General features: G+C 27.1%; 22 protein-coding genes and 1 riboswitch. Of the genes, 13 read left to right on the top strand and 9 right to left on the bottom strand.

Translation table 11 applies throughout. From position 1 onward, the window contains the following. Positions 1 to 75: 75 nt before the first annotated feature. The 3 genes from Q0J69_RS04820 to Q0J69_RS04810 all read left to right on the top strand — a co-directional run bounded on the left by Q0J69_RS04820 (position 76) and on the right by Q0J69_RS04810 (position 1,926). Positions 76 to 432, top strand: a complete 357-nt coding sequence (locus tag Q0J69_RS04820) for a hypothetical protein (protein WP_297204793.1) — start codon at positions 76 to 78, stop codon at positions 430 to 432. A 140-nt stretch (positions 433 to 572) separates the two neighbouring features. Continuing rightward, complete coding sequence (locus tag Q0J69_RS04815) at positions 573 to 734, top strand: hypothetical protein (protein WP_297204792.1); 162 nt, start codon at positions 573 to 575, stop codon at positions 732 to 734. Between the two features lie 40 nt (positions 735 to 774). Beyond that, entirely contained in the window at positions 775 to 1,926 is a 1,152-nt protein-coding gene (locus Q0J69_RS04810) for a hypothetical protein (protein WP_297204791.1), read from the top strand. Positions 1,927 to 1,978: 52 nt separating this feature from the next. Here Q0J69_RS04810 and Q0J69_RS04805 read toward each other — a convergent pair whose 3' ends face one another. Continuing rightward, on the bottom strand, positions 1,979 to 2,866 hold the full coding sequence (locus tag Q0J69_RS04805; protein WP_297204790.1) for a phosphate ABC transporter substrate-binding protein: 888 nt from the start codon (positions 2,864 to 2,866) through the stop codon (positions 1,979 to 1,981). Between the two features lie 246 nt (positions 2,867 to 3,112). On the opposite strand from Q0J69_RS04805, the gene Q0J69_RS04800 reads away from it, so the two are divergent. The 5 genes from Q0J69_RS04800 (at position 3,113) to Q0J69_RS04780 (ending at position 8,034) form a co-directional block, all read left to right on the top strand. After that, entirely contained in the window at positions 3,113 to 3,520 is a 408-nt protein-coding gene (locus Q0J69_RS04800) for a hypothetical protein (protein WP_297204788.1), read from the top strand. A 14-nt stretch (positions 3,521 to 3,534) separates the two neighbouring features. Continuing rightward, positions 3,535 to 4,632, top strand: coding sequence for a CFI-box-CTERM domain-containing protein (locus Q0J69_RS04795; RefSeq protein WP_297204786.1), 1,098 nt, complete (start codon positions 3,535 to 3,537; stop codon positions 4,630 to 4,632). A gap of 18 nt (positions 4,633 to 4,650) precedes the next feature. Next, complete coding sequence (locus Q0J69_RS04790) at positions 4,651 to 5,580, top strand: hypothetical protein (RefSeq protein WP_297204785.1); 930 nt, start codon at positions 4,651 to 4,653, stop codon at positions 5,578 to 5,580. 1 nt (position 5,581) lies between these two features. Next, complete coding sequence (locus tag Q0J69_RS04785) at positions 5,582 to 6,769, top strand: AAA family ATPase (protein ID WP_297204783.1); 1,188 nt, start codon at positions 5,582 to 5,584, stop codon at positions 6,767 to 6,769. Positions 6,770 to 6,948: 179 nt separating this feature from the next. After that, the gene (locus tag Q0J69_RS04780) at positions 6,949 to 8,034 is read left to right on the top strand and encodes an alpha/beta hydrolase (RefSeq protein WP_297204782.1); all 1,086 of its coding nucleotides are present in this window, start codon (positions 6,949 to 6,951) and stop codon (positions 8,032 to 8,034) included. A gap of 97 nt (positions 8,035 to 8,131) precedes the next feature. On the opposite strand, the gene Q0J69_RS04775 is transcribed toward Q0J69_RS04780, so the two are convergent. The 5 genes from Q0J69_RS04775 to Q0J69_RS04755 form a co-directional block, all read right to left on the bottom strand. Further along, positions 8,132 to 8,818: an ankyrin repeat domain-containing protein gene (locus Q0J69_RS04775; RefSeq protein WP_366030232.1), complete on the bottom strand. Its 687-nt coding sequence runs from the start codon at positions 8,816 to 8,818 to the stop codon at positions 8,132 to 8,134. A 13-nt stretch (positions 8,819 to 8,831) separates the two neighbouring features. Then, positions 8,832 to 10,004 carry a dicarboxylate/amino acid:cation symporter gene (locus Q0J69_RS04770; protein WP_297204781.1) on the bottom strand — a complete coding sequence of 391 codons (1,173 nt, stop codon included), beginning with the start codon at positions 10,002 to 10,004 and terminating at the stop codon, positions 8,832 to 8,834. A gap of 54 nt (positions 10,005 to 10,058) precedes the next feature. Next, positions 10,059 to 11,168, bottom strand: coding sequence for a glycosyltransferase family 2 protein (locus tag Q0J69_RS04765; RefSeq protein ID WP_297204779.1), 1,110 nt, complete (start codon positions 11,166 to 11,168; stop codon positions 10,059 to 10,061). A gap of 166 nt (positions 11,169 to 11,334) precedes the next feature. After that, a complete protein-coding gene (locus Q0J69_RS04760) occupies positions 11,335 to 11,826 on the bottom strand; it encodes a hypothetical protein (RefSeq protein ID WP_297204777.1) in 492 nt (163 codons plus the stop codon). A gap of 22 nt (positions 11,827 to 11,848) precedes the next feature. Beyond that, positions 11,849 to 12,358 carry a hypothetical protein gene (locus Q0J69_RS04755; protein ID WP_297204775.1) on the bottom strand — a complete coding sequence of 170 codons (510 nt, stop codon included), beginning with the start codon at positions 12,356 to 12,358 and terminating at the stop codon, positions 11,849 to 11,851. Positions 12,359 to 13,245: 887 nt separating this feature from the next. Between Q0J69_RS04755 and Q0J69_RS04750 the strand changes: the two genes are divergently transcribed. Further along, positions 13,246 to 14,055 (top strand): class I SAM-dependent methyltransferase, encoded by an 810-nt coding sequence (locus tag Q0J69_RS04750; RefSeq protein WP_297204773.1) that lies wholly within the window; start codon positions 13,246 to 13,248, stop codon positions 14,053 to 14,055. 344 nt (positions 14,056 to 14,399) lie between these two features. Here Q0J69_RS04750 and Q0J69_RS04745 read toward each other — a convergent pair whose 3' ends face one another. The 3 genes from Q0J69_RS04745 to Q0J69_RS04735 form a co-directional block, all read right to left on the bottom strand. Then, the gene (locus Q0J69_RS04745; RefSeq protein WP_297204772.1) at positions 14,400 to 16,352 is read right to left on the bottom strand and encodes a TonB-dependent receptor; all 1,953 of its coding nucleotides are present in this window, start codon (positions 16,350 to 16,352) and stop codon (positions 14,400 to 14,402) included. A gap of 84 nt (positions 16,353 to 16,436) precedes the next feature. Continuing rightward, positions 16,437 to 16,835 carry a hypothetical protein gene (locus Q0J69_RS04740; RefSeq protein ID WP_297204770.1) on the bottom strand — a complete coding sequence of 133 codons (399 nt, stop codon included), beginning with the start codon at positions 16,833 to 16,835 and terminating at the stop codon, positions 16,437 to 16,439. An 11-nt stretch (positions 16,836 to 16,846) separates the two neighbouring features. Next, on the bottom strand, positions 16,847 to 17,395 hold the full coding sequence (locus Q0J69_RS04735) for a hypothetical protein (RefSeq protein ID WP_297204768.1): 549 nt from the start codon (positions 17,393 to 17,395) through the stop codon (positions 16,847 to 16,849). Positions 17,396 to 17,461: 66 nt separating this feature from the next. Then, positions 17,462 to 17,606: riboswitch (cobalamin riboswitch) on the bottom strand. Between the two features lie 71 nt (positions 17,607 to 17,677). Between Q0J69_RS04735 and Q0J69_RS04730 the strand changes: the two genes are divergently transcribed. The 4 genes from Q0J69_RS04730 to Q0J69_RS04715 all read left to right on the top strand — a co-directional run bounded on the left by Q0J69_RS04730 (position 17,678) and on the right by Q0J69_RS04715 (position 22,192). Beyond that, positions 17,678 to 18,076 carry a hypothetical protein gene (locus Q0J69_RS04730; protein ID WP_297204767.1) on the top strand — a complete coding sequence of 133 codons (399 nt, stop codon included), beginning with the start codon at positions 17,678 to 17,680 and terminating at the stop codon, positions 18,074 to 18,076. Between the two features lie 164 nt (positions 18,077 to 18,240). Beyond that, positions 18,241 to 18,552, top strand: a complete 312-nt coding sequence (locus tag Q0J69_RS04725; RefSeq protein WP_297204766.1) for a hypothetical protein — start codon at positions 18,241 to 18,243, stop codon at positions 18,550 to 18,552. After that, a complete protein-coding gene (locus Q0J69_RS04720) occupies positions 18,534 to 19,076 on the top strand; it encodes a hypothetical protein (RefSeq protein WP_297204765.1) in 543 nt (180 codons plus the stop codon). Before Q0J69_RS04725 ends, Q0J69_RS04720 begins: the two co-directional genes overlap by 19 nt. Before the next feature lie 341 nt (positions 19,077 to 19,417). Then, positions 19,418 to 22,192, top strand: a complete 2,775-nt coding sequence (locus Q0J69_RS04715) for a TreP protein (protein WP_297204764.1) — start codon at positions 19,418 to 19,420, stop codon at positions 22,190 to 22,192. The last annotated feature ends 33 nt before the right edge of the window (positions 22,193 to 22,225 follow it).

Genomic DNA, 22,225 nt, shown 5'->3' with positions numbered 1-22,225 from the left:
AACTCCTTATATTTTTGAACCTATGACAATGTAATTGTCATAGCCTATCAGTGAAAAAATTAAGGAGAATTTCAAATGGAAAAGTTAGAATTTAAATGCGTTGATTTTTTTAATAGATATATTGTAGAAGAAATTGTTTATAAAGATGACGGAGAAAATATTGTACCTGTTAAAGTATTCAGCCGCTCTACTTTAGGAAGTAAGTTTAAAAGCGATGATATTATAAGTATTAATCGTCCAAGCTTCAATGAAAATATTAAATATGTAAGAGAGAAAGAAGAGAAGATTATTGATGATGATATTTTTAAATGGCTTGATGTTAGAATAAATGGGACTCTTGCTGTAAGTCTTCTCGATGAATGGAGTACTAAAGATATTAATGAGTTTGCACAGGTGATAAAAAGTTTTTTGCTAGAGAGAAGAATTATGTAGCGAGTAATTTATCTAATTTTTCTATAATAGAGCAGACAGAAATTGATAATCTTGTAAGTTATGCTTTTAATAATAAAGAAGTTAAATATGATGACTTTTGTTATTTTAATGACTGTCTTATAAGTTTGTATACTGCTTCTTTGTTTTGGAATAAGATAATACTTGAGGCTTGGTATCAGATAATAAGCGGAAGATTTGTATATTGCCGTTATGATGAAGATGATTATTTGAGGTTAGGTCTTAATTATGCTGTTTTTAGGTTTAAGATTTTGATAGATAAGGCTTTGAAAGTTTCTAATTAATTTTTTATATTATTGAGTTTTTATATAAAGGTAAAAAAGTATGAGTAATAATTTCTCAAGTACAAATAAAGAATTACAGAATATAGAAGAAAGTATAAAGAAAATAAATTTAGCTTATGAAAGTTCTTCATTTTTTAATGGTTCAGAAAATTCTTTTAATGAGTTTTCAAGTTCAGCAGCAGAGGCAAAAACTTCTATAGATAATATAGAAACTTCTATAAACTCAATTGATAATAGTATAAATAAAATAGATATAAAAAGTTTTTCTAGTGAAATAAAAGATTCGCTTTCAAGCATATCAAGTATATATAAAGATTTAAGTGCCAGTTTTTCAGATTTTTTTCATTATGATTTAAGCTCTTATGATGCGGCAATAGAAGAAGCTAAAAATAAATTACAGGAGTTTGATGATTATCAAAAAGAGTTAAAAGAAAATCAAAAATCTCAGGATGATGAGGATTATGAAAACTATTTGTCAAGGCTTGATGAAGAGCTTGAACTTGCAATTGAAAATAAAGATGCTATGAGTACTGAAGCTATACGTATAAAGCAGGAAGAGTTAAAGAAGAAACAGGAAAAGGAAAAAGAAGATTTACAAAAAGAGAAAGATATACAAAATCAGAGAGAATTACTCGAAAAACAGCTTGCACAGGCAGAGTATAATAAAGCTTATGCTGAGTGGGATAATCAGGTAAAATTAGCAGAAATGGAGAAGGCTAAAGCAATAGCGGATGCAGTTTTAATACCTTCTCTTGCTATTGCTCAGGCGGCATTGGGAGTTGCTGCTTCATTTGCTCAGGGAGGACCTGTTGGTTTTGCAGCTGGGCTTGTAATATCTGCCACTGCAATATCATCTGCACTTGCTGCTGCTTCTGGTATAGTATCATCAGCCAATGCTTTAGATACTGTAAAATCTAATCCTCCTCAGGCTCCGCAGTTTGCTTTTGGTACAACAGGATACATTATTCCAGACGGAGGTTCTGCAATAGTAGGTGAAATGGGTGCTGAAATTGTAACAAATAAATCTGGTAAAATACAAGTTCAAAGTAATGCTCAGTTACAAGAACAAGGTTTTTCTAAAGGCGATATTTGGAATGTTACTATTAATGTAGAACAGGCTTTAAATCCTGATGAGGTTTATAAACTTATGAATAGCTATAAGTCAAGAAATAGTCAGATGTATACTAGATAAAATTAATGCTGAGATACTTGCTTAATGAAGTATCCCAGCATTGTTATAATTATTATTCTACAGGAATATATCCGTTTTCTTCTACTATTTGTTTTCCTATATCGCTGAATACATAATTAACAAAAGCATTTTCAGCTTCAGAAAGTTCTGAGTTTTTTATAAACATTAAAGGTCTTTGTATTTTATACTGTCCATTTAAAATATTTTCTTTAGTAGGTTCAACGCCATCAACTTTGAAAGCAAATAAATTATCTTTATTTTGATTATAAACTCCGTAAGAAGCATATCCTATAGCATTTTCATTTTCTACTATTTTTGTTCCTAATGCTCCCATAGAAGGAGATTGTATAGCATTAGGAGATATTTGAGTTTCACCCATTATAGATTCTTGAAAAACTTCATAAGCTCCTCCGCTTAAATCTCTAATTATAACTACTATTTCTTTTTGAGGCAAAGAAGGATCAACATCACTCCAGTATTTATATTCTCCTGAAAATATTTTTCTAATAGTATCAGAATCTAAATCATCTTTTATTTTTACTATTGGGTTTTTAGTATTAACTGATACAGTTAAAGCATCAGAAGCTACTAAAAATTCTTTATAATTATTCATTTGTGATTTTTCAGTATCTCTTATTTTTCTAGCTAACATTCCAAAACTTGCAGTATTATCTAATATACTTTTAACTCCTGCACCTGAACCTGCAGATGAAACATATATAGATATATTTTCGCTTGGGAGATTTGAAGATACCTTATCCCAAGTAATATACTCTTCCATAAATTTATTTCCTATAGAAGCCATCACAGGAGCTAAAGAGGAAGAGCCGTCAAAAGAAATTTCTGCTTTAAAACCTGAATCAGATGCATTATCTGTTTTGTTTGAATTACAGCTATAGATAAATGCCATAATTGATAAAAAAACTATAATTTTTTTCATAGTACTATCCTTTTATATTTTGTAATATAAAATAATTTAACATGTAACAATATAAAGTCAACAAATTAAATGCTGTATTTTTTATTAATTAAAAAATAAATATTAATATATTAAACTTATTTTAATCCCCAAGTGTTATATTATATAATGCTTGGGGGATTTTTTATTTTAAAATACATTACAACTTGGGTTTTAGCATTTTTTAATATATACTTAAATATAATCATCATTATAAAGGAATTTTTTATGTCAGAAAAAATAAACGCTGAAGAGTTTCAAAAAATCATGGCTGATATACTAGAGGGCTATGATAAGCTAGAAAATAAACAGGATTTAGATACTTATTTACAAGAAAAACTAAAAGAGTATGAAGTAGGACAAAGCGAAGAAGAGAGAAAATCTATAATATCTAAATTCGGCACTACATTAAAAGGCATTGCAGATAAATTTAAAAGCCTTATTAATTTTAAGAAAAAAGGAAAATCAAATACCCAATGGCTTTATCAGGATTTAGAAAAAAGTATGGAAGGTTTAGAAGAAGATGATAAAACTATAATACTTGGAAGTGTAAATAAAGCTTTAAAAGAAACTAAAAATGAACATTTAAAAATACTTGAAAAAGCTGAAAAAATGAAAGAAGAAAACAATAATTAAATTGGGGGATTACTATGTCAGAAGAAATAAAAAATAATGAATATGATTTAACCACAGAGGAAGGAAGAAAAGCATTAATACAGGATACATCTGATGAGATAAGAGATAATTCTTTGATAGGGGCTATAGAGTTTTCAGAAGGTTATGACAAAGTGGAAATAAATACAGATCATAAAGAAGTAAAGGCTTTAAAAGAATATATAACATCAGATATAGATGATGAGAAAGATGAAGATATAAAAAAGATGGTAACTACAGCCACATATATAGCTTCTCAAAAAGGTTATTTAGGCGATAAGATGAAAGATAAAAATCCTGATGATGTTGCACGTATAGTTGATAATTCTTTAACTACTACAAAGGCTGCATATAAAGTTGCTGCGGGAGAAATGGATGCAGAAGAGGTGGTTGATTATGCAGTTGATAGAACCACAGCACAAGTTGGCGAGATAGTAAGCACAAAAATAGAAGAGGCAACAACAGCCACAGGAACAGTTGTAGGAACTGCAGCAGGAACAGCTGTAGGTACATTTGTTGGTACTACTGTAGGAAAATATGCAGGCAGTGCAATAGGAGCTTCAATAGGAAGTGTTTTAGGACCTATAGGAGCTGCAGCTGGTGCAGTTGTGGGGGCAGTAGCTGGAAGTGCTGTAGGAAAAGCTGTAGGCGGAGTTGTTAAGAAAGGAATTGAGATAGTAGGTGGTGCAGTAAAAGCAGTAGGACGTGCTATAGGCGGTGCAGTTAGAGCTGTAGGAAATTTTGTAAGCAGTGCTGTAGATTTTGTTACAGGAGGATGTTATATAACAACTGCAGTATGCCGTAAGGATAATAAAGAAGATGATTGTTATGAATTAAATATGTTTAGGGATTTCAGAGATAATTGGTTAATGTATCAAAAAGATGGAAATGCATTGATAGAAAGATATTATAAAATAGCTCCTCAAATAGTAAAAAATATTGATTTAAAAAATGACAGCAGTTTAATATATGATGAAATTAATAATAAATATTTGAAAAACTGTTTAAAAATGATAGAAAATAAAGAATATGAAGAATGTAAGAAATTATATATAGAAATGGTTGAGAGTTTAGAAAAGAAATATTTAAATTAAAATTAAGGAGTTTCTTAAATGTTGAAAAGAATTAAATTTAATCTTTTACTTGGAAACAAGTACTGTAAAAATCTTGAAGATGTAAAAAATAATTTTAATATTCATGACATATTAGATTATTTTGATAAGGGTATTTTGGAGAAATGGCTTACAGCACAGAATTTAAATGATGTTAATGAAAAGGTATCAGCTATTGATAAGAATGCAGATATTTATAAAAAAGTTAATAGCCTAATGGAAATATTTTATGAAGATGAAGATGAAAACACTATAAAAGAGATGTCAAAAGAAGCTACATATATGATAGGGTTTGAAAACAAGAGGAAAGATGATTTAGAAGTTTTCAGCAAAAATGATTTCAAAGAAAAAGAAGTTATTGATAATTATTTTAAAAACTATGAGGATATAATTAATCTGATAATAGAGAAAAAAGAGGATTATGAATTTATAAAATCATCTGTAAAAAATATCAGCGACAATTTTATGAACGCATTTAAATATGATTATTACAATTTATTTTTAAAACTTCATAAAGAAGATAATTATTTTTCTATTCTTTCAATATTATCAAATAAAAAAATCAGAAATTATTTTATGGATGATGGAGATATAATGAAAGAATTGAACGAAATGTTTTCACATACCTATGGTACTTCTAATGCTATAAAATCTAGGTTTGGTTTATATAAAGCAAAATTAGAAGATAATCATTATTTAACTAATAAATTAAAAATTTATTCTCAAAATACTAAAAGACATTTTTCTACAGTTGTTGAAGATAAAAAATGTTTAATACTTCATATAGACAGCGGATGCAATGTAACTAGTTTTAAAGATAAGAGCAAAGAATACAGCTATGAAGATATTAATAATAAGTTTTTAATATTAGACGGAATTACTTATATGGGTGCAAGCGAGTCTGCACAATTAGTATATATGGAGATATAATATGGAAAATAATGATATAAAAGAAAAATTAGCTTCGTATATATATGCTTTAAGACCAATAATTTATATTAATCATTTTGATTTTGAAAAGATTGATAAAATTATATTTGATGTTTCAAGCGGATATAAAGTTTATGAATGGGTTAATAATAATATTACTTATAAATGGGAGAAAGATGGAGAAACAGGAGAGTTAATCAAAAAAACTTCTGCTTCCAAAGATATAATAGGATTTTTAAAATTAGAACATGAATATGATAATAATCATTTTATAGTTTTAAAAAATATTAATGGCTATTTGAAGGATAATGAAGTTTTATCATGGCTTACAGATATAGCTCATAAAAACATGAAAGACAATGATTATAATGTTACTATATTTATAATTTCTTCTTCTCTTTATATACCAAATGAAATAGAAAAATACACTACTATTCTTGATATACCTTATCCTAAAGATGATGATATTTCTAAAATATTAGATGAGTATATAGCAAATTATAATATTACTCTTGAAAAAGAAGTTAGAGATGAGATAACTGCTTCACTTAGAGGATTAAGCGAATTTGAAATTAAGCAGATATTAAATTTAGCCTATCAGCAAAAGGGTTTTATATCTTTGAATTTAAGAAAGGCAATAAAAATAGCTGAGGCAGTTACTCCTTGTGTTTTATGGATTGATGAGATTGAAAAGGCTTTTGCTGGTATTGGAGGAACAGGAGGGGCAAGCGATATTACTACTAGGCTTTTGGGCTATATACTTACTTGGCTTCAGGAAAAAGATTCTACTGTTTATGTGGTTGCTACTTCAAATGATATTACTAAACTTCCTGCTGAATTTTTTAGAAAGGGAAGATTTGATGAACTATTTAGAATAGAGCTTCCTAATGCCAAAGAAAGAAAAGAGATTTTTGAGCTTCATCTAAAGAAAAGAAATCAGGATATTTCAAAATTAGATATTATTAGTCTTCTTGATAAAACAGAAGGTTATTCTGGTGCGGATATTGAATCTATTATTCAGCATTCAATAGAGAGATGTTTTATTGAAGACTGCAAAAAAATGGAAACTAAGGATTTGGAAGATGCTATGAAAGATTTTAAATGCATATCTGTAACTTTTAAAGATAAACTTGAAGATATGAAAAAGAATTTGGATAAGTATGACATGAAATATGCTTCCAAAAAATAATTTATAATGATGATTTATTGAGAGGCTTGAATTCTTTATAAAGAGTTTAAGCCTTTTTATTTGCATAATATATTTAATACTTTTTAAGCATAATAATATATAATACATAAGTATTTGATATATACAGAAAAACTCCTATAATAATAAAAAAAATCTTAAATTAGGAGGCTTTCAAATTTATGAAAAAAATATTTATATCAATTTTTTCTTTTATTATTTTTATTTCATTGAGCTGCAGTCAGTCAGCAAATAATCAAACAAAAGGAGATAATAATATGGATACAAGAGTATTTAAAATTTATACAAATATTGAAATGAAGCAGGTTAAATTTACAAACCGTTTCGGTATAGAAATAGCAGGGCATTTATATTTGCCTGCTGATTACAGCAATAAGAAAAATCCAGCATTAGTTGTATCAGGACCATTCGGTGCTGTTAAGGAACAGGCTTCAGGACTATATGCTCAGGAGATGGCATCGAATGGTTTTGTAGCTTTAGCTTTTGATCCTTCTTTTACAGGTGAAAGCGGAGGAAATGTAAGAAACACATCTTCTCCTGATATATTTACTGAAGATTATAGTGCTGCTGTAGATTATTTAGGATTGCTTGATTATGTAGATAGAAACCGCATTGGTGCAATAGGTATTTGCGGACTTTCTGGTATGGCTATAACTGCCGCTGGTACTGATACCAGAATAAAAGCTGTTGCTGTTGCCTCTATGTATGATATGTCAAGGGATATGAGCAGAGGACATCAGGATTATTATATGCCAGAACAGAGAAGAAAAATAAGAGAATATTTGAGCGAACAGCGTTGGAAGGATGCAGAAAATAAAAGCTATGCATTAGGAAATCATGAGCCGTATTTTGATGAAAATAATGATATAGTAGCTTCTGCCATGATTGTACCTGAAGAGCTTCCCGAAAATGCGGATACTGTATTTGCGGCATTTTATAATTATTATGCCAAAAGAGCCTATCATCCTCGTGCAATAAACTTTGTTACTTCTTGGACGGCTACTATGCCTTTTTCTTACTGGAATTTTAATTTGATGGATAATCTTCAGGATGTTTCTCCTACTCCTATATTATTAATAGCAGGAGATAAAGCACATTCAAGATATTATTCGGAAGATGTTTATAAAGAAGCTAAAGAACCTAAAGAACTTGTGATAGTAGAAAATGCTGATCATGTTGATTTATATGATAATATGGAAAAAATACCATTTGATAAATTAGTTCAATTTTTTAGTGATAATTTATAAACGATTAATTATTTATTATTTTACATTTAGAATATATAAATGTTTTAATAATTATAGATATCAACCAATGTAAGGGCTAGCTATTATAAAATTATAGTTAGCCTCTATTTTTTAATAGAGCCTCTATAATATTTAGTTTATCTGCCTCATCTTCATTACTGTTTAAATAAACATAAACATCATCTCCATTATTATCTGTTTCAGTAATATCAGCATTATTATTTATAAGTTCAGCAACAATATATTCTTTGAGCATCAATGAAGCATACATTAAAGCCGTTGTGCCATTATTATTTTTGTTATTAATATACGCACCATTATATAATAAAAGTTTTAATATTTCGGAATTATCATAATTACATGCGTATATTAATGGGAACATTCCATCATTATTTTTTGTATTAACATCTGCTTTATGTTCTATAAGAAGTTTTGCTATATCTTCTCTTTTGTAAAATAAAGCTATAAGCAATGCATCAAATCCTTGATTATTTTTTATGCTTGTATCAGAATTATTTTTTAATAAAAAATCAGCTATATTATAATGTCCGTAAAAAGAAGCAAACATTAAGGCAGTCCAATTTTCATCGCTTTTAAAATTTACATCCGCTCCGTTTTTTATTAACTCTTCAGCTATATTAATTTTATTAAAAATACAAGCAAGCATTAATGCACTAAAACCCTCATTGTCTAATTTATTTATGCTGCTAATATCTTTTTCAATGTACTTCTTAACTATTTCTAAACTGCCGTTTTTACAGGATTCAAAAAAATCATTCATCATAATAAATAAATAATCATTCCTTTTTGAATATTCCCTGAAGCATTAAAGCCAAAGCTCCATCTCCTGTAACATTGCATGCAGTACCGAAACTGTCCTGTAAAGCAAATACAGCAAGTATTAAAGCTGTACCGTCATTATTGAATCCCAATACAGAAATTATAATACCCAAAGAAGCAACAACTGTTCCTCCTGGTACTCCAGGTGCACCTACTGCAAATATACCAAGAAGTATAACAAATAAAATCATAGTTCCAATGCTTGGAATAGAGCCGTATAATATTTTTGATATTGTCATAACAAAGAATGTTTCTGTTAATACAGAACCGCATAAATGTATTGTAGAGCCCATCGGTATAGCAAAGTTTACAATATCTTTATCTAAAGCATCAGATTTTCCTGCACATTTCAATGCCACTGGCAAAGTAGCTGCTGATGACATTGTACCTACCGCAGTAAGATAAGCAGGTCCGTAATGCTTAAATACTCTCACTGGATTCTTTTTAGATATTATGCCTGCTATTGTATATAACACAGTAAGCCATATAAAATGTCCTGCTATTGCTATTAATATTACTATTATAAATACAGGTACGCTTTTTATTATAGTGCCTTCATAAGCTAAAGTAGCAAATGTACTTCCTATATAAAAAGGAAGTATAGGTACAACTACTTTATTTACCAAAAATAAAATTATATTATTAAGCTCATCTAATAAGCCTTCAAAATATTTAGATTTAGTTTTTACAACAGCAACACCTCCGCATATAGCTAGAAATAAAGCGGTTATTACTGGAAATACAGGATTAATATCTAGTTTAAATATAATTTCAGGCAGCTCTCTGCCTCCCTCAACAGCTGAAGGTATATTTAAATTCGGTATTATAATATACCCCGCAGTCATTGAAAATAAAGCAGCACCCACAGATGATACATAAGCAAGCACAAGCATAACACCAAGCATTTTATTTGCACTGTTTCCCATTCTCGTTATAGCAGGAGCAATAAACCCTAATACTATTAATGGAACCATAAACGATATTACCTGATTAAGTACATATTTGATAGACTGTATTACATTGATTATACCCTCATTTGAATATGTACCAAGTATAATACCAATAACTATACCTATAAAAAGTTTAATTAATAGATAATCTTTTTTTTGTTTTTCCATGAAAATATTCATCCTATAATTATTTTATACTATAATAGTATATTAATTTTATATATGTTTGTAAACTTATTTCCAGTTTTTATTTGCAAGTTTATCTAAATTAATTTTTTTATATTTCTCTCTTAATGTTATAGAAGGTATCCACCAAGCTATATCAAAAACTTTTTTCTTTATAGATTCAATCTTCTCTAAATAAACATTATAGTCATCGTAAGTTTTCATAACATAGCAGGAATAAGCATAAAAAGCATGCTTTTCTCTATCTATTTCAACATCAAGTTCTTTCATAAGATAATGGCATTTGGTATAGAATTCATTTTTGTTATCTGCTTTATAATTATTGAATGTATGCATTAAAGATAAAAAATTATAATAATTGCAGTCAATTAATAATTCATTTTTGTTTTCTTTATAGTAATTAAATACATTTGAAAATACTTCTAATATAGCAATAGGAATTTTTGAAGTATGAGAAATATTACCTGCAAGAGATGTACTTCTTTGAAGATAATAATACTTTGCATTATGATTATAGTACATTTTTGGGTTATTAGCTAAAATTCTGTAAAACATATCTATATCTTCAGCAAGTCTTACTTTGGAATATAATAATTTATTATTTTTAAGAAACTTTTTTTTGTATAATTTATTCCAAGCAACAGCAAGAGGATATTCAGGAGTATTTTCTTTCTCAGGTTTATTAACATTAAAACTGCTTATTCCTTCAAAACAATTATCTTTGTATATTCTATTCCATTTATCCAATCTATTGTGATAATAAGGTTTTATATATCCTTTAGCATCATTAACAGTGTATATATTATCTGTAAAAACTATATCAGCATCATATTTTAATGCAGTATTATATAAATATTCTATATAGTCATTTGATACGAAATCATCAGAATCAATAAATGCAACATAATCAGAATTGCTGTCATTGAATCCGCTGTTTCTAGCATAGCCTAAGCCCTGATTTTCTTCATGATTAATAAGCTTTATTCTATTATCTTTTTCCATATATTCTTTAATAATATTCTCAGAGCCGTCAGTAGAGCAGTCATTAACGCATATTATTTCTATATCTTTTAAGGTCTGATTGATAATACTATCTATACATTTTGGCAAATATTTTTCTACATTGTATATAGGAAGAACAACAGAAACTTTCGGCATAAAAACCTCTTAAACAAATAATAATGAATATTATTATAATACTAGATATTGATTAAAATACAAGTATAGTAAATATATATTAGACTTGTTTCAAAGTGCTGGCAAGATAGTATATAAAATTAGTTTTGAAACAAGTTTATTATTTAATATCAAGAATAAAAAATTATCATTTAGTTTTATCTAATCTAACAGCCGTTATATAATATTTTTCATTGTTTCCTCTTATTGTAAAGCTAAAATCTGTAATAGCATTATCTCCTACAGTCATAGATAATATATATGTCCCTTTATCATCATTTATTTGAGAATCTATTTTACCGCTTACTGATATAAGATTGCTGAATATAAATCTATTTGGTATATAAATTACGGCTTCTTTTTTATCTTTATAGATGTCAACATATATTTCTGCATTCTCAGGATTAGTTGTTATAGCATCATCTAAACTTTTAATTACGTATTTTCCAATTCCATGATATTCTACAGAACCGTCATCTATTGGAATATTATTTTTAACAACGGAATCTCCATAATTTTCTAATTTTTTGCTAACAGAATTATCTAAGTAGCTTTTAGATGTAGGATTAGTGGCTGAATTTTTACTGCATGATACTGCAAAAATTAAAATAGTTAATATTATAAATAATTTTATTTTCATTGTATTTTACCTCTTTTTTATTTTACTCTATTACTTTTACCAAACTTTCAGATTCAAAAGAATAATTTTCATTGTCGCCTTGTATAGTATATAAAACTTTTGCTTTATCTCCTGTAACTGTCATATCTAATGTATGTTTATATCCATTATAATATTCTTCGCCTTTATATATATCCTTTTCAGTTTTATCAATACGTTCAAATCTGAAATATTTTTTTGTTCTAATAACATCTATAGAACCATCATCATATATTTCTATTTTTAAATTTTCATCATTAGGAAAATCAACACCATTTATTCTATATTTTCCATTTCCTTCATATACAGCTAAAGGCTTGTAATTATCTTCTATATTAGGTTCATCAATTTTTGTAGCATTACTATTCAATTTTGCTATATCATGCATTGCATTATTTTCTATGCTATTAGAAATATTGCTTTGATTATTACTAGCTTTTGTTGGATTTGACGGACTATTGCATGAGTATGCAAAAATTAAAATAGTTAGTATTAAAAATAATTTAGTTTTCATTTTTATCCCTTATGTTTATTTAATATGACTTAAATATAATATTTTTATATAAAAAGGCAAAATTCTTAAAAAACATGTATTTACATAATATTTACTGCTAGTATATATTTCTAAACTATTTTTTTCACTGAACATGAATTTTATAAGCAGATGTAAATTATTTTTTTATTTAAAGTCTGTTAGTAAAATTTTTAATATAAAAAAATTGCAATTTTTATATTAAATTTACCAATATTTTTGTAAATAAGTTATGATTAGATTTTAAATATTTATTAACGCACGGTAAACAAAATTTTTTATATAACAAAAATCAGAATTGAAAATAAATTTATATTTTTAATTTCATTCTGCGTGCGGCAGATAAATTATAAAATTAAAAAACACTGGGCGGGCAGTTAAAAAAAGAGAATAAAATAAAAAAGAAAAATAACATAAAAATTACAAATGAGATTGAAAGCCTAAAGGGTGGGAAAATGTAAGTAAAAATAAAAAAATTAATTACATACCCCGCCCTTATAAATTTACTGCTTTTATAATAATTGCATTCTAATTAATTTTGCTGTTTCATTTAAAAAAGCATACCCTCCCAAGTTTTGATTAGATTTTAAATTTTGATTAACGCACGGTGAGCAAAATTTAAAAACATAATAAAATTTAAATTTCAAATAAATTTATATTTTTAATTTCATTCTGCGTGCGGCAGATAAATTATAAAATTAAAAACTATATTTAATTTCAAATATTACTAAATAAAAAATAATTCCTAAAAATTTTAAAAAGATTAATAAATATAAATATATTTCTCATTTCAAGAATTTGACAAAAACATATAAAACATATATAATCAAAAATGTTAGAATATTCTAACATTTAAAGGAGATGTAATTATGAATATTGATTTAAACGGAGTTTCTGAAACTCTATTAATTACTTTATGGGCAAAAGCAGAAGAAAGTAAAAGAGAAGATTCAATTATAAAAGATTATAAATCTATAGAAATATTAAAAGAAATAAATTACGATTTTTCAAAGTTCAAAAACTCTAAAGGAACCCAAGTAGGTACATGTGTAAGAACAAAAATAATAGATGATATAATAAAAGATATTTTTGAAAAAAGCACAACAAAAAGTTTTACTATTATAAATTTAGGAGCAGGTCTTGATACAAGAGTAAGCAGGCTTATAAAAGATAATATTTATTGGTATGATATAGATTTTGAAGATGTTATTTTGTTAAGAAAACAATTTTTTATAGAACTTGAAAATAATAAAAATTATGAATGCATATCATCATCTATACTAGATTACAGGTGGATAAAAAATATTAAAGTAAAAGGCACTGTTATAATAATATCTGAGGGTGTATTAATGTATATAGAAGAAAATTACATAAAAGAGCTAATTGAAAAACTATCTGAAAATTTTGTTAACTGCCATTTTATATTTGATACCATACCTAAAATTTTTACTAAAAATACAAAACTCCATGAAACAGTAAAAGAAACAAATGCAGTGTTTAGATGGGGATTAGATATACCGTCAGATATAGAAAAATTAAGCAGTCATATAAGATTTATAAACAGCTATAATTATGCTGACTATTTTAAAAATAGATGGGGATTTATAGGTATATTAAGACATTTTCCGTTTATAAAAAATATGATAAACTTTAACACTCTGCATATAAGACTTGTTTAAAAAAATTATTGTATAGTGAATATGCTATAGTTTTAGCGGGCAGTTAAAAAAAGAGAATAAAATAAAAAAGAAAAATAACATAAAAATTACAAATAAGATTGAAAGCCTAAAGGGTGGGAAAATGTAAGTAAAAATAAAAAAATTAATTACATACCCCGCCCTTATAAATTTACTGCTTTTATAATAATTGCATGCTAATTAATTTTGCTGTTTCATTAAAAAAGCACACCCGCCCAAGTTTTGATTAGATTTTAAATTTTGATTGACGCACGGTGAACAAAATTTTTTTATATAACAAAAAAATTTATATTTTTAATTTCATTTTGCGTGCGGTAGTTTAACTTTTAGAAATTATAGCCTAATTCTATTTCCCAAGTAAAAGGCTTTGCAACTGAATAAGCTGAAAGCTGAGGAGTTCTGTTAAAAATATTTTTAAAATTCATCGATACTATTAGATGATTAAACCATATCGAATATAATGATATATTGAAATCATGAAAAATATCGCTGTAATATATTGGTTTATTTTCTGTTAATGGTCTTGGAGCAGAATATGTGTATATGAAATTTATAGAAAATGAACTTAGTACTTTATAATTAGGTATGAAGTCATATCCTAATAATGCACTTATAACATTTTCTGGAAGCCCTATTTTAGGCATTTTGTTTTTACCCATATATGCAATCTGATAAGAATATCCTAGTTTTGCCGTTATTTTATGAAATTGAAGAAAAGGAATATTATATCCTATACTTGAATTAAATATATGAGAAACAGCAGAATCAACATTTTCAGGTACAGCATTATACCAAACTATTTTATTTGTGTATACCGTGTATGCATAGTATGCTTCTATGGTTAAATTGGTTATAGGTTCTAAAGTTAATTTTGTGAGTATTTGATTATAGCTTTCTGGTTTTAAATTAGGATTGCTGAATGTACCGTAATAGAGATCATTGAAAGTAGGAGAAGTATAATCGCTTGAATATGAGAAGTATAAACTATATCCTTTATAGAAGTTTAAATTAAATGCTGCATTATATGCTAAATAATTATTATTTTTATGATTTGTAAACTGTTCATTTTGATATTCATATTTAATACTAGGCAATAATGAAAATATAGGAGTATAATCATCCCAGTATCCGAAAGAAAACTGCATATCATATTTTATAGAAATGGAATGTCTTTGAGGATAATAATAAAAATTTGTTTCTATAGCATTTGTATCTTCTGTTAAAATATCGTATCTATATTCTGGTGTTAATTGATTGTATAATGTTATTGTATTAGGTATAAGCTCATCCATTCTTTTAAGAGATGCATTTAAAGCTACAGCATGAGATTTATAATCCGATACAAATTTTCCATTTTGTAAATATGGTCTGTCTACAAATGAATCAAATAAATAACTGAGATTTATATTATAGTCTAAAATATCTGAAAATCCATTGTATGATATTGAAGAAGCTAAAGTTGTGAATGTAAACCAAGAATCTGTATAGCTTATAGGAGGTATCTGATACTGTGCGGCAGAATCAGAATATGATACATTTGCAAAAACATTTATATAATCATCATTTGGAAGTATATATTTATAATTTGCAGATGAGTTTATAATAAATTGTCTGTTGTCTATAAAGTTTCCTTTTATTCTTTTTCCTGCTATATTTGTAAAATCATAATAGTAATTAGCATCGCTGTAATATGAATCAGCTGTAAAAGTAAAAATTTGATTATCATCTATTTTTCTTGAAAAAAGTATGGAAGGTCTTATAGTGTTGTATGCTCCGTAAGCTAATGATATTAAAGTTATATCTTCATTAGGAGTTTTTGTTGTTATATAAATGGAGTTTCCTATTATTTCAATGGATTCTATTAAGTTTGCAGGTATTCTTCTTAAATCTACTCCTGCATCAGCATTTCCTTTAGCTGTATTCATAAGAATGCCATTAACATATATCTTTATATTATCTCCATTAGCACCAGCAGGATCAATAACTTCATTGCCCATGTAATTGCCCTTATTTACAAATCCAGGCTGATTGGCTAATACTTCCTGAGCATTATTATACCCCATTCTCTCTATCTCTTCTGATGTTATAACTCTGCTATTAACTTTTATAGGTTGTTTGGTATTACTTTCTTTTTGAATATTTGTATTAATATTATTAGTTAATTCCACTTGCGAAGTAACCCAAATACCGCCTTTAAGTTCTTTTATTAAATATGTTTGAGAGTATAATATATTTACTGACAATGTTAAAATTATTATTAATATTTTTATATTTTTCATAATTAGATTAATAAATATTTGGGGAATGCTTTTTATTAATACATTCCCCTTTTTATAGTTGAGGTTTATCACGATTTTTCTAAATTAATTTATATTTATAATACCTGTTTTTGAAGGTCCCCATTGATTGAATATTCCTTTCCAATCATCTTCAGTAGGAGGATTAACCGTAGCTCCTGTTCTGAAAGCTGATGCAAGCATAAAATTGCCTAGAATTTGACCGTCTTCAATATAAGCTGCTTTTGAATCAGTTGTTCTTGTTGTTTTGGTTACTCCTGCTGGAAGTATAGTTTGATTTGTAAAAGTATTCATCCAGTTAGTGTAAAAATAATTCTGCTTTCTTTTATCGCTCCAAGAAAGAGATAAAATATCATTATCAGTGAGAAATTTATATTCCCCTCTTCTTGATACTGGATTTGTGGGGGATTTTGAACATGATGCAATTATAAATGTAAATATAATAAATAATAAAAACTTTCTCATTCAATTTTTCCTTAATCTAATTTAATATATCCGAATATAAAGTTATATTTAACCCATTTAGTATTATCATCAGGAAGCATATCAGCATTACCGCCGCCTCCGTACCAAGCATGCTCAGTGCCATTTTCATCTATTACAATAAGTCTGTATCTCTCCTGCATTCCAATACCAGTTTGATTATCCCAGTATATTCCTGCTATATATTCTTTATTATTATATTCAATTAATGTGCATTTTCTGAATTCTGTTCTTGCTGTATTGCCGCTATTCCATTTTGTTTCATAATAATTAGCATCGCTTTTAAAATTGCCTGTTACCGATGAATAGCTGCTGTTTGCGTATACTGTTTTATCTTTAATCATATCTTTCCATAGGCTTTCGATTTTTTCCTGAGTGATATTATCAGTAAATGTTTTATTTCCGTAATATACAGTTTTATATCCGTAAACTTTGGAAGTGCTTTCTGTACTTAACTCTGGTCTTGTTGTTTGATTAGAGCATGATACTGCAAATGAAAGTACTGCAATAAGAAAAAATAGTTTAGTTTTTATATTTTTCACAATAAAAAAACTCCTTTTAAAAATTCTAACGATTTTATAAAGGAGTGCATACATAACCTAGTGCACTCGACTTGATTATTTATTTTTAGGTATTCCGACTTCGATAGAAAATTAATGATATCTATTCTTTACGGTTGCGTGCCAGCGTGGGATTTACACCCACATTCCCCTATATAAATAAAGGTATTTATAAAATGTTTTCATATTATAAACAAAAAAAATTTTTTATCAAGTTTTTTTAAATTGATTTTATTTTTCTGTGTGATAGAATAAATTTAATATATGACTAAATTAATATTAAAAATAATGATGTTTTTCGTTGGAATATTTCTTACTTTATGGGGAGTAATAGGATTGTATTCTTTCATTGGTACAAAAAATTATATTCATACAGTATGCACGGTTGAACAGTACAATAGTAAAAGAATATACAGAGCTAAAAAAACTATATATGAAAATACAATGTTAATAAGCTATGAAACTGATAAATACGGAACATTATATACAACATTAAAAAGCTATTATCCCTTTAGAAAGGTGGGAGATAAATTAGCTTTATGGTATGATCCTAATGAGCCAAGAAATATAAAAATTCCTTTTTCTGAGGGCATTCTTTATATATTAAATACTGTTTTAGGATTAATATTTATTTCTTTTGGAATTTACATTGTTAAAAAATAAAAATATTGATTACATACCCCGCCATTTTTTATTTACCTAACAACTTTACTCTGCATAAGTACAGAAAATAGTAATGACATAAAACAGTATAAAATCTTATTCAAATAAATTGTAAATATGTTATAATAATGATAAAACAACATAAAAGAGAGTATAAAAGTATTATGATTTATAAATTTCAATTAAAGAAAAAATATAACGATGAAATAGTATATGAAACAATGCTTAAAATGGGATTTTATTATTTAAATTTTAATAATTATTCTAATAAAAAAGGTTTGCGTATAGAATTTGATGAGAATTCTCTAGTTATTAATATGGATAGTTTTTCATATTTATCAGAATGGTTAGTTCAAAATAACATAATGAAATTACCTTCATCTTTAATTAATAATATAATAGAAGAAAATAATCAATACACCAGCTTTTCAACATTAAAGAGTAATATTGAAAAAAAATGGTCATTTCTTTTATAGAAGAATTTGATAGAATTTACACAAGTATTGAAAATGAAAAAAACAGCTCAGGCAATTTAGTGCAGGCAGATGCCAATACTTCAGAAAAAACTACTGAAGAACCGTCAGAAAATACTGATAATACTGCTGATGAGAATTATTTAAAAATTGCTTTGAATATTAAATACATAAAAGAGATGTTTATTAATCAAATACAATTATCAAAAAATAAAGAATTAAAATCATTTGAAGATGTCGCCAATACATTTAAAGAAGATTATATAAAATTAGAGGCTCAAAATAAAGTAAAAGAAATAAATGACTTTTTTGATAAAGCTGCTAATGATATAGAAAATACCAAAGATATAAAAGATTATATCAGCAAGTATAATAAAATCATAACAAAGATAAATGAAGATTTAAACAATATAGTAAAAAAGACGGTAAAAATATCATCTTTAATTTATGTTATAGATAATGTAACAGAAGATGATTTATTTGAAAAGAGAAATTATATAAGTAAATTTGACATAAGATTTATATAATAACAATATACCGCACGCAGAACAAAATTAAAAATATAAATTTATTTGAAGTTCAAATTTTATTATATATAAAATTTTATTCACCGTGCGTTAATCAAAATTCAAAATCTAATAAAAACTTGGGCGGGTGTGCTTTTTTAATTAGATATAAAAATTAATTAAAATGCAATTATTATAAAAGCAGTAAATCTATAAGGGTGGGGTATGTAATTATTTTTATTCATGTATTATATTTTCTTTTTACTTTTAAAAGTTAAAAGCCATCATTTTTTAATTTTCTGATTTTTGATTTATATTGCAAAAAAGTTAAATTATAATATACTAACAGCAATTATTTATATATGAGAAAACTTTGTTTATTTTTAGCAATTATATTTATACTTTATGCGAATGTCTATACGCAGACTTTTAAACCATTTAGAAAATTGTATACTATACAAACAGAAAAGTTTGAAATAATTTTTCCAATAGAATCAAGAAGAACAGCAGAAAACCTTGCAAAATCAGCTGATAAAATATACGAAAAATATTCCAAAATATTAAACAGCACAGTAAGAGGCAAAATACCAATAACTATAACCCCTGATTTTAATTTGTTTAATTCTGCGGCAATGATAATACCTTATTCAAGCCTTATACTTTATGACACCAATTTAGATGAAAATTTTACAAGCTTCAGCAATAATTTTGAAAGCGTATTCATACATGAACTTACACATTTATTATCTATGGCTTCTGAAAATACAGGTACGGCAACTAAAGTAATGGGAAACTGGGCTTCTTTTGTGCATATTAATGCTATGCCTTTTATGATAGAGGGGGCACCTGTGAGTATGGAAAGTTTTACAGGATTTGGAAGAGCTAATGATCCTCTGGTAAGACAGAGATTAAGACAGGATATATTTGAAGGAAATTTTAGAACACCTATTCAGACTTCTTATATTTGGACTAAAAGCCCTTATGGAAATGTTTATTATGAATACGGAGGATTGTTTTCACAATATTTGCAAAATAGATTTGGAATGGAAAAGTATAATGAGTTTTGGAAAAAGATGCAGACTAGATTCTATTTTTCTTTTCTTGTTTATAATTCTGGAGTTTACGGAGCTTTTAAAGATGTTTACGGAATAAAGTTTATAGAAGCATGGTCTGATTTTCAAAATTCATTGGCACTTGAAAATGTTAACCCAAGTGAAAGCCTGATACTGAATGATAAAGAAACTTTTATTAATGATGTTTATTCTTATGAAGATACTGTTTATTATATAGACGGAGATATTGGAGCATTATATTCTTATAAAGACAAAAGAAACAATGAAAATAATAAAAAAGATTTGAAATTAGAGTTTTTAATAGACAGAAGCTCTGAGAGTTTGGATATATCAAAGGACGGAAGAAATGCATTAATAGTTTCTTATATGTATAATGCGGGGCTTTATAAATATATAGTTAAAGAATATGATATGAATAAAAAAACAAGAACCAAAAGAAAATGGTTTGATATGCAGTATGCAAGATATTTCAAGAACGGTATTATAGGTATATCTAAAGATTTGCATAATTCTGTTTTAATTTATATAGATGAAAACAATAAAAAAGAAATTTTACTTCCTGCAAATGATAATTTTGGATACAGCTTTCCTACAGTTATTGATGATGATAATATAGCATTGATAGTTACAGAAAGCGGAATTAAGCATATAGCAATATTTAATTATAATACAAAATCTTTAAAGTATATTGATACCAAAGACAGCACTTTAAATTATGTAAGGTATTTAAGATATTCAAATAATAAACTTCTTTTTTCTTATAATGATAATGACAGATTCTATAAACTTGGAGAAATAGATTTAAATAACAATACAATGAAGCTCTATACTAAAGATTTTTCAGGCGGAGTATTTAATCCAGTATATGCAGGCAATGATATTTATTATAAAGGCAGATTCTCTGAATATGACAGGCTTATGAAGTACAGAGATGCAGAGTCTGAAAATAAAAATTTTACATATACGGCTAAAACTATAAATGAATATGATTTTACTCCAGAAATGGAGCTAGGCAATTATAATCCTTTTAAATATATTAAGCCTTGGGCTATGTGGGTGCCTTTGCCTCAGGTAAATGATACATTTCCATTTATAGTTAATGGACTTGGAATACTTTCTGTTATAGCTTCTCCTTCTATGGATAATATAGCTCAGATTTGGCTTGGATACGATATACCTTCCAATTTTCTGCAGACAGAATTAACTCTTACATCATATAATCTGCTTTATCCTTTATACTTCGGATTCAAAAGCGATGTTGTGTATTCTACTTACAACTATTGGAGGCTTAATACATATATAGCAATGCAGTTTCTTATTAATACAGAAAGCGACAAACTTAGTTTTTTATTAGAGCCTACTGTATCAGGGGCTTTATTTTCAGAGTTTGTTAATCCTCAGACTAATACCTCAAGTGCATTTACTTGGAAATATTCTTCATGGACATTCAATGCTTCTCTTAGGGCATCACTATTATTTAGAGTAAGAACTGATAAGCCGTATAGAGATGATTTAATTGATATTACAGTTTATCCTACTTATTCTATTAAATACAATAAATTTGCTATTGATTTCAGTGCTAAGTTTCAAACTAGATATGTTCCTATCAGAGCTAGTTTTTATGGTTCTTATGCTTTTGACAGCATAGCCACATTTGACGGAGCTTCAACTATATTCGGAAGCAGATATGTTCAAGCTCCAGAAGAGTTTTATTCTTATGTAAAAAATAAAAGATATGAAAGTAATTATTTTTTGGCAGGTGATTTTGAGCTTTTGGGATATTTGGATTCGCAGTTTAATTTAAGCCATATATATTTTGATAATTTCTTTGCATCTCTCTCATACAGATATGCTTATTACTGCAATGACTATATGCATTCTGCTGCTTTAAAGGCTGGATTTAATGCAAGCATTCCAGTATCAGGGTATCAGAATGTAGTTACAGGAGAGCCTTATTTATTATTAGCTTTGAGGCTTCCTAAAAGTTTAGACAAGAATATAATAGGCAATTATCCTACTATCAATGACATTTATATAGGATTCGGACTGCAGATGTCTTGGTGATTTTATAATATTTATAATTATTGGTTTTATTAA

The sequence above is a fragment of the uncultured Brachyspira sp. genome, from assembly GCF_944388875.1.
Taxonomy (GTDB): domain Bacteria; phylum Spirochaetota; class Brachyspiria; order Brachyspirales; family Brachyspiraceae; genus Brachyspira.
Note: the sequence above shows the minus strand (reverse complement) of the source record. Positions and strands in the feature narration are given on the sequence as shown.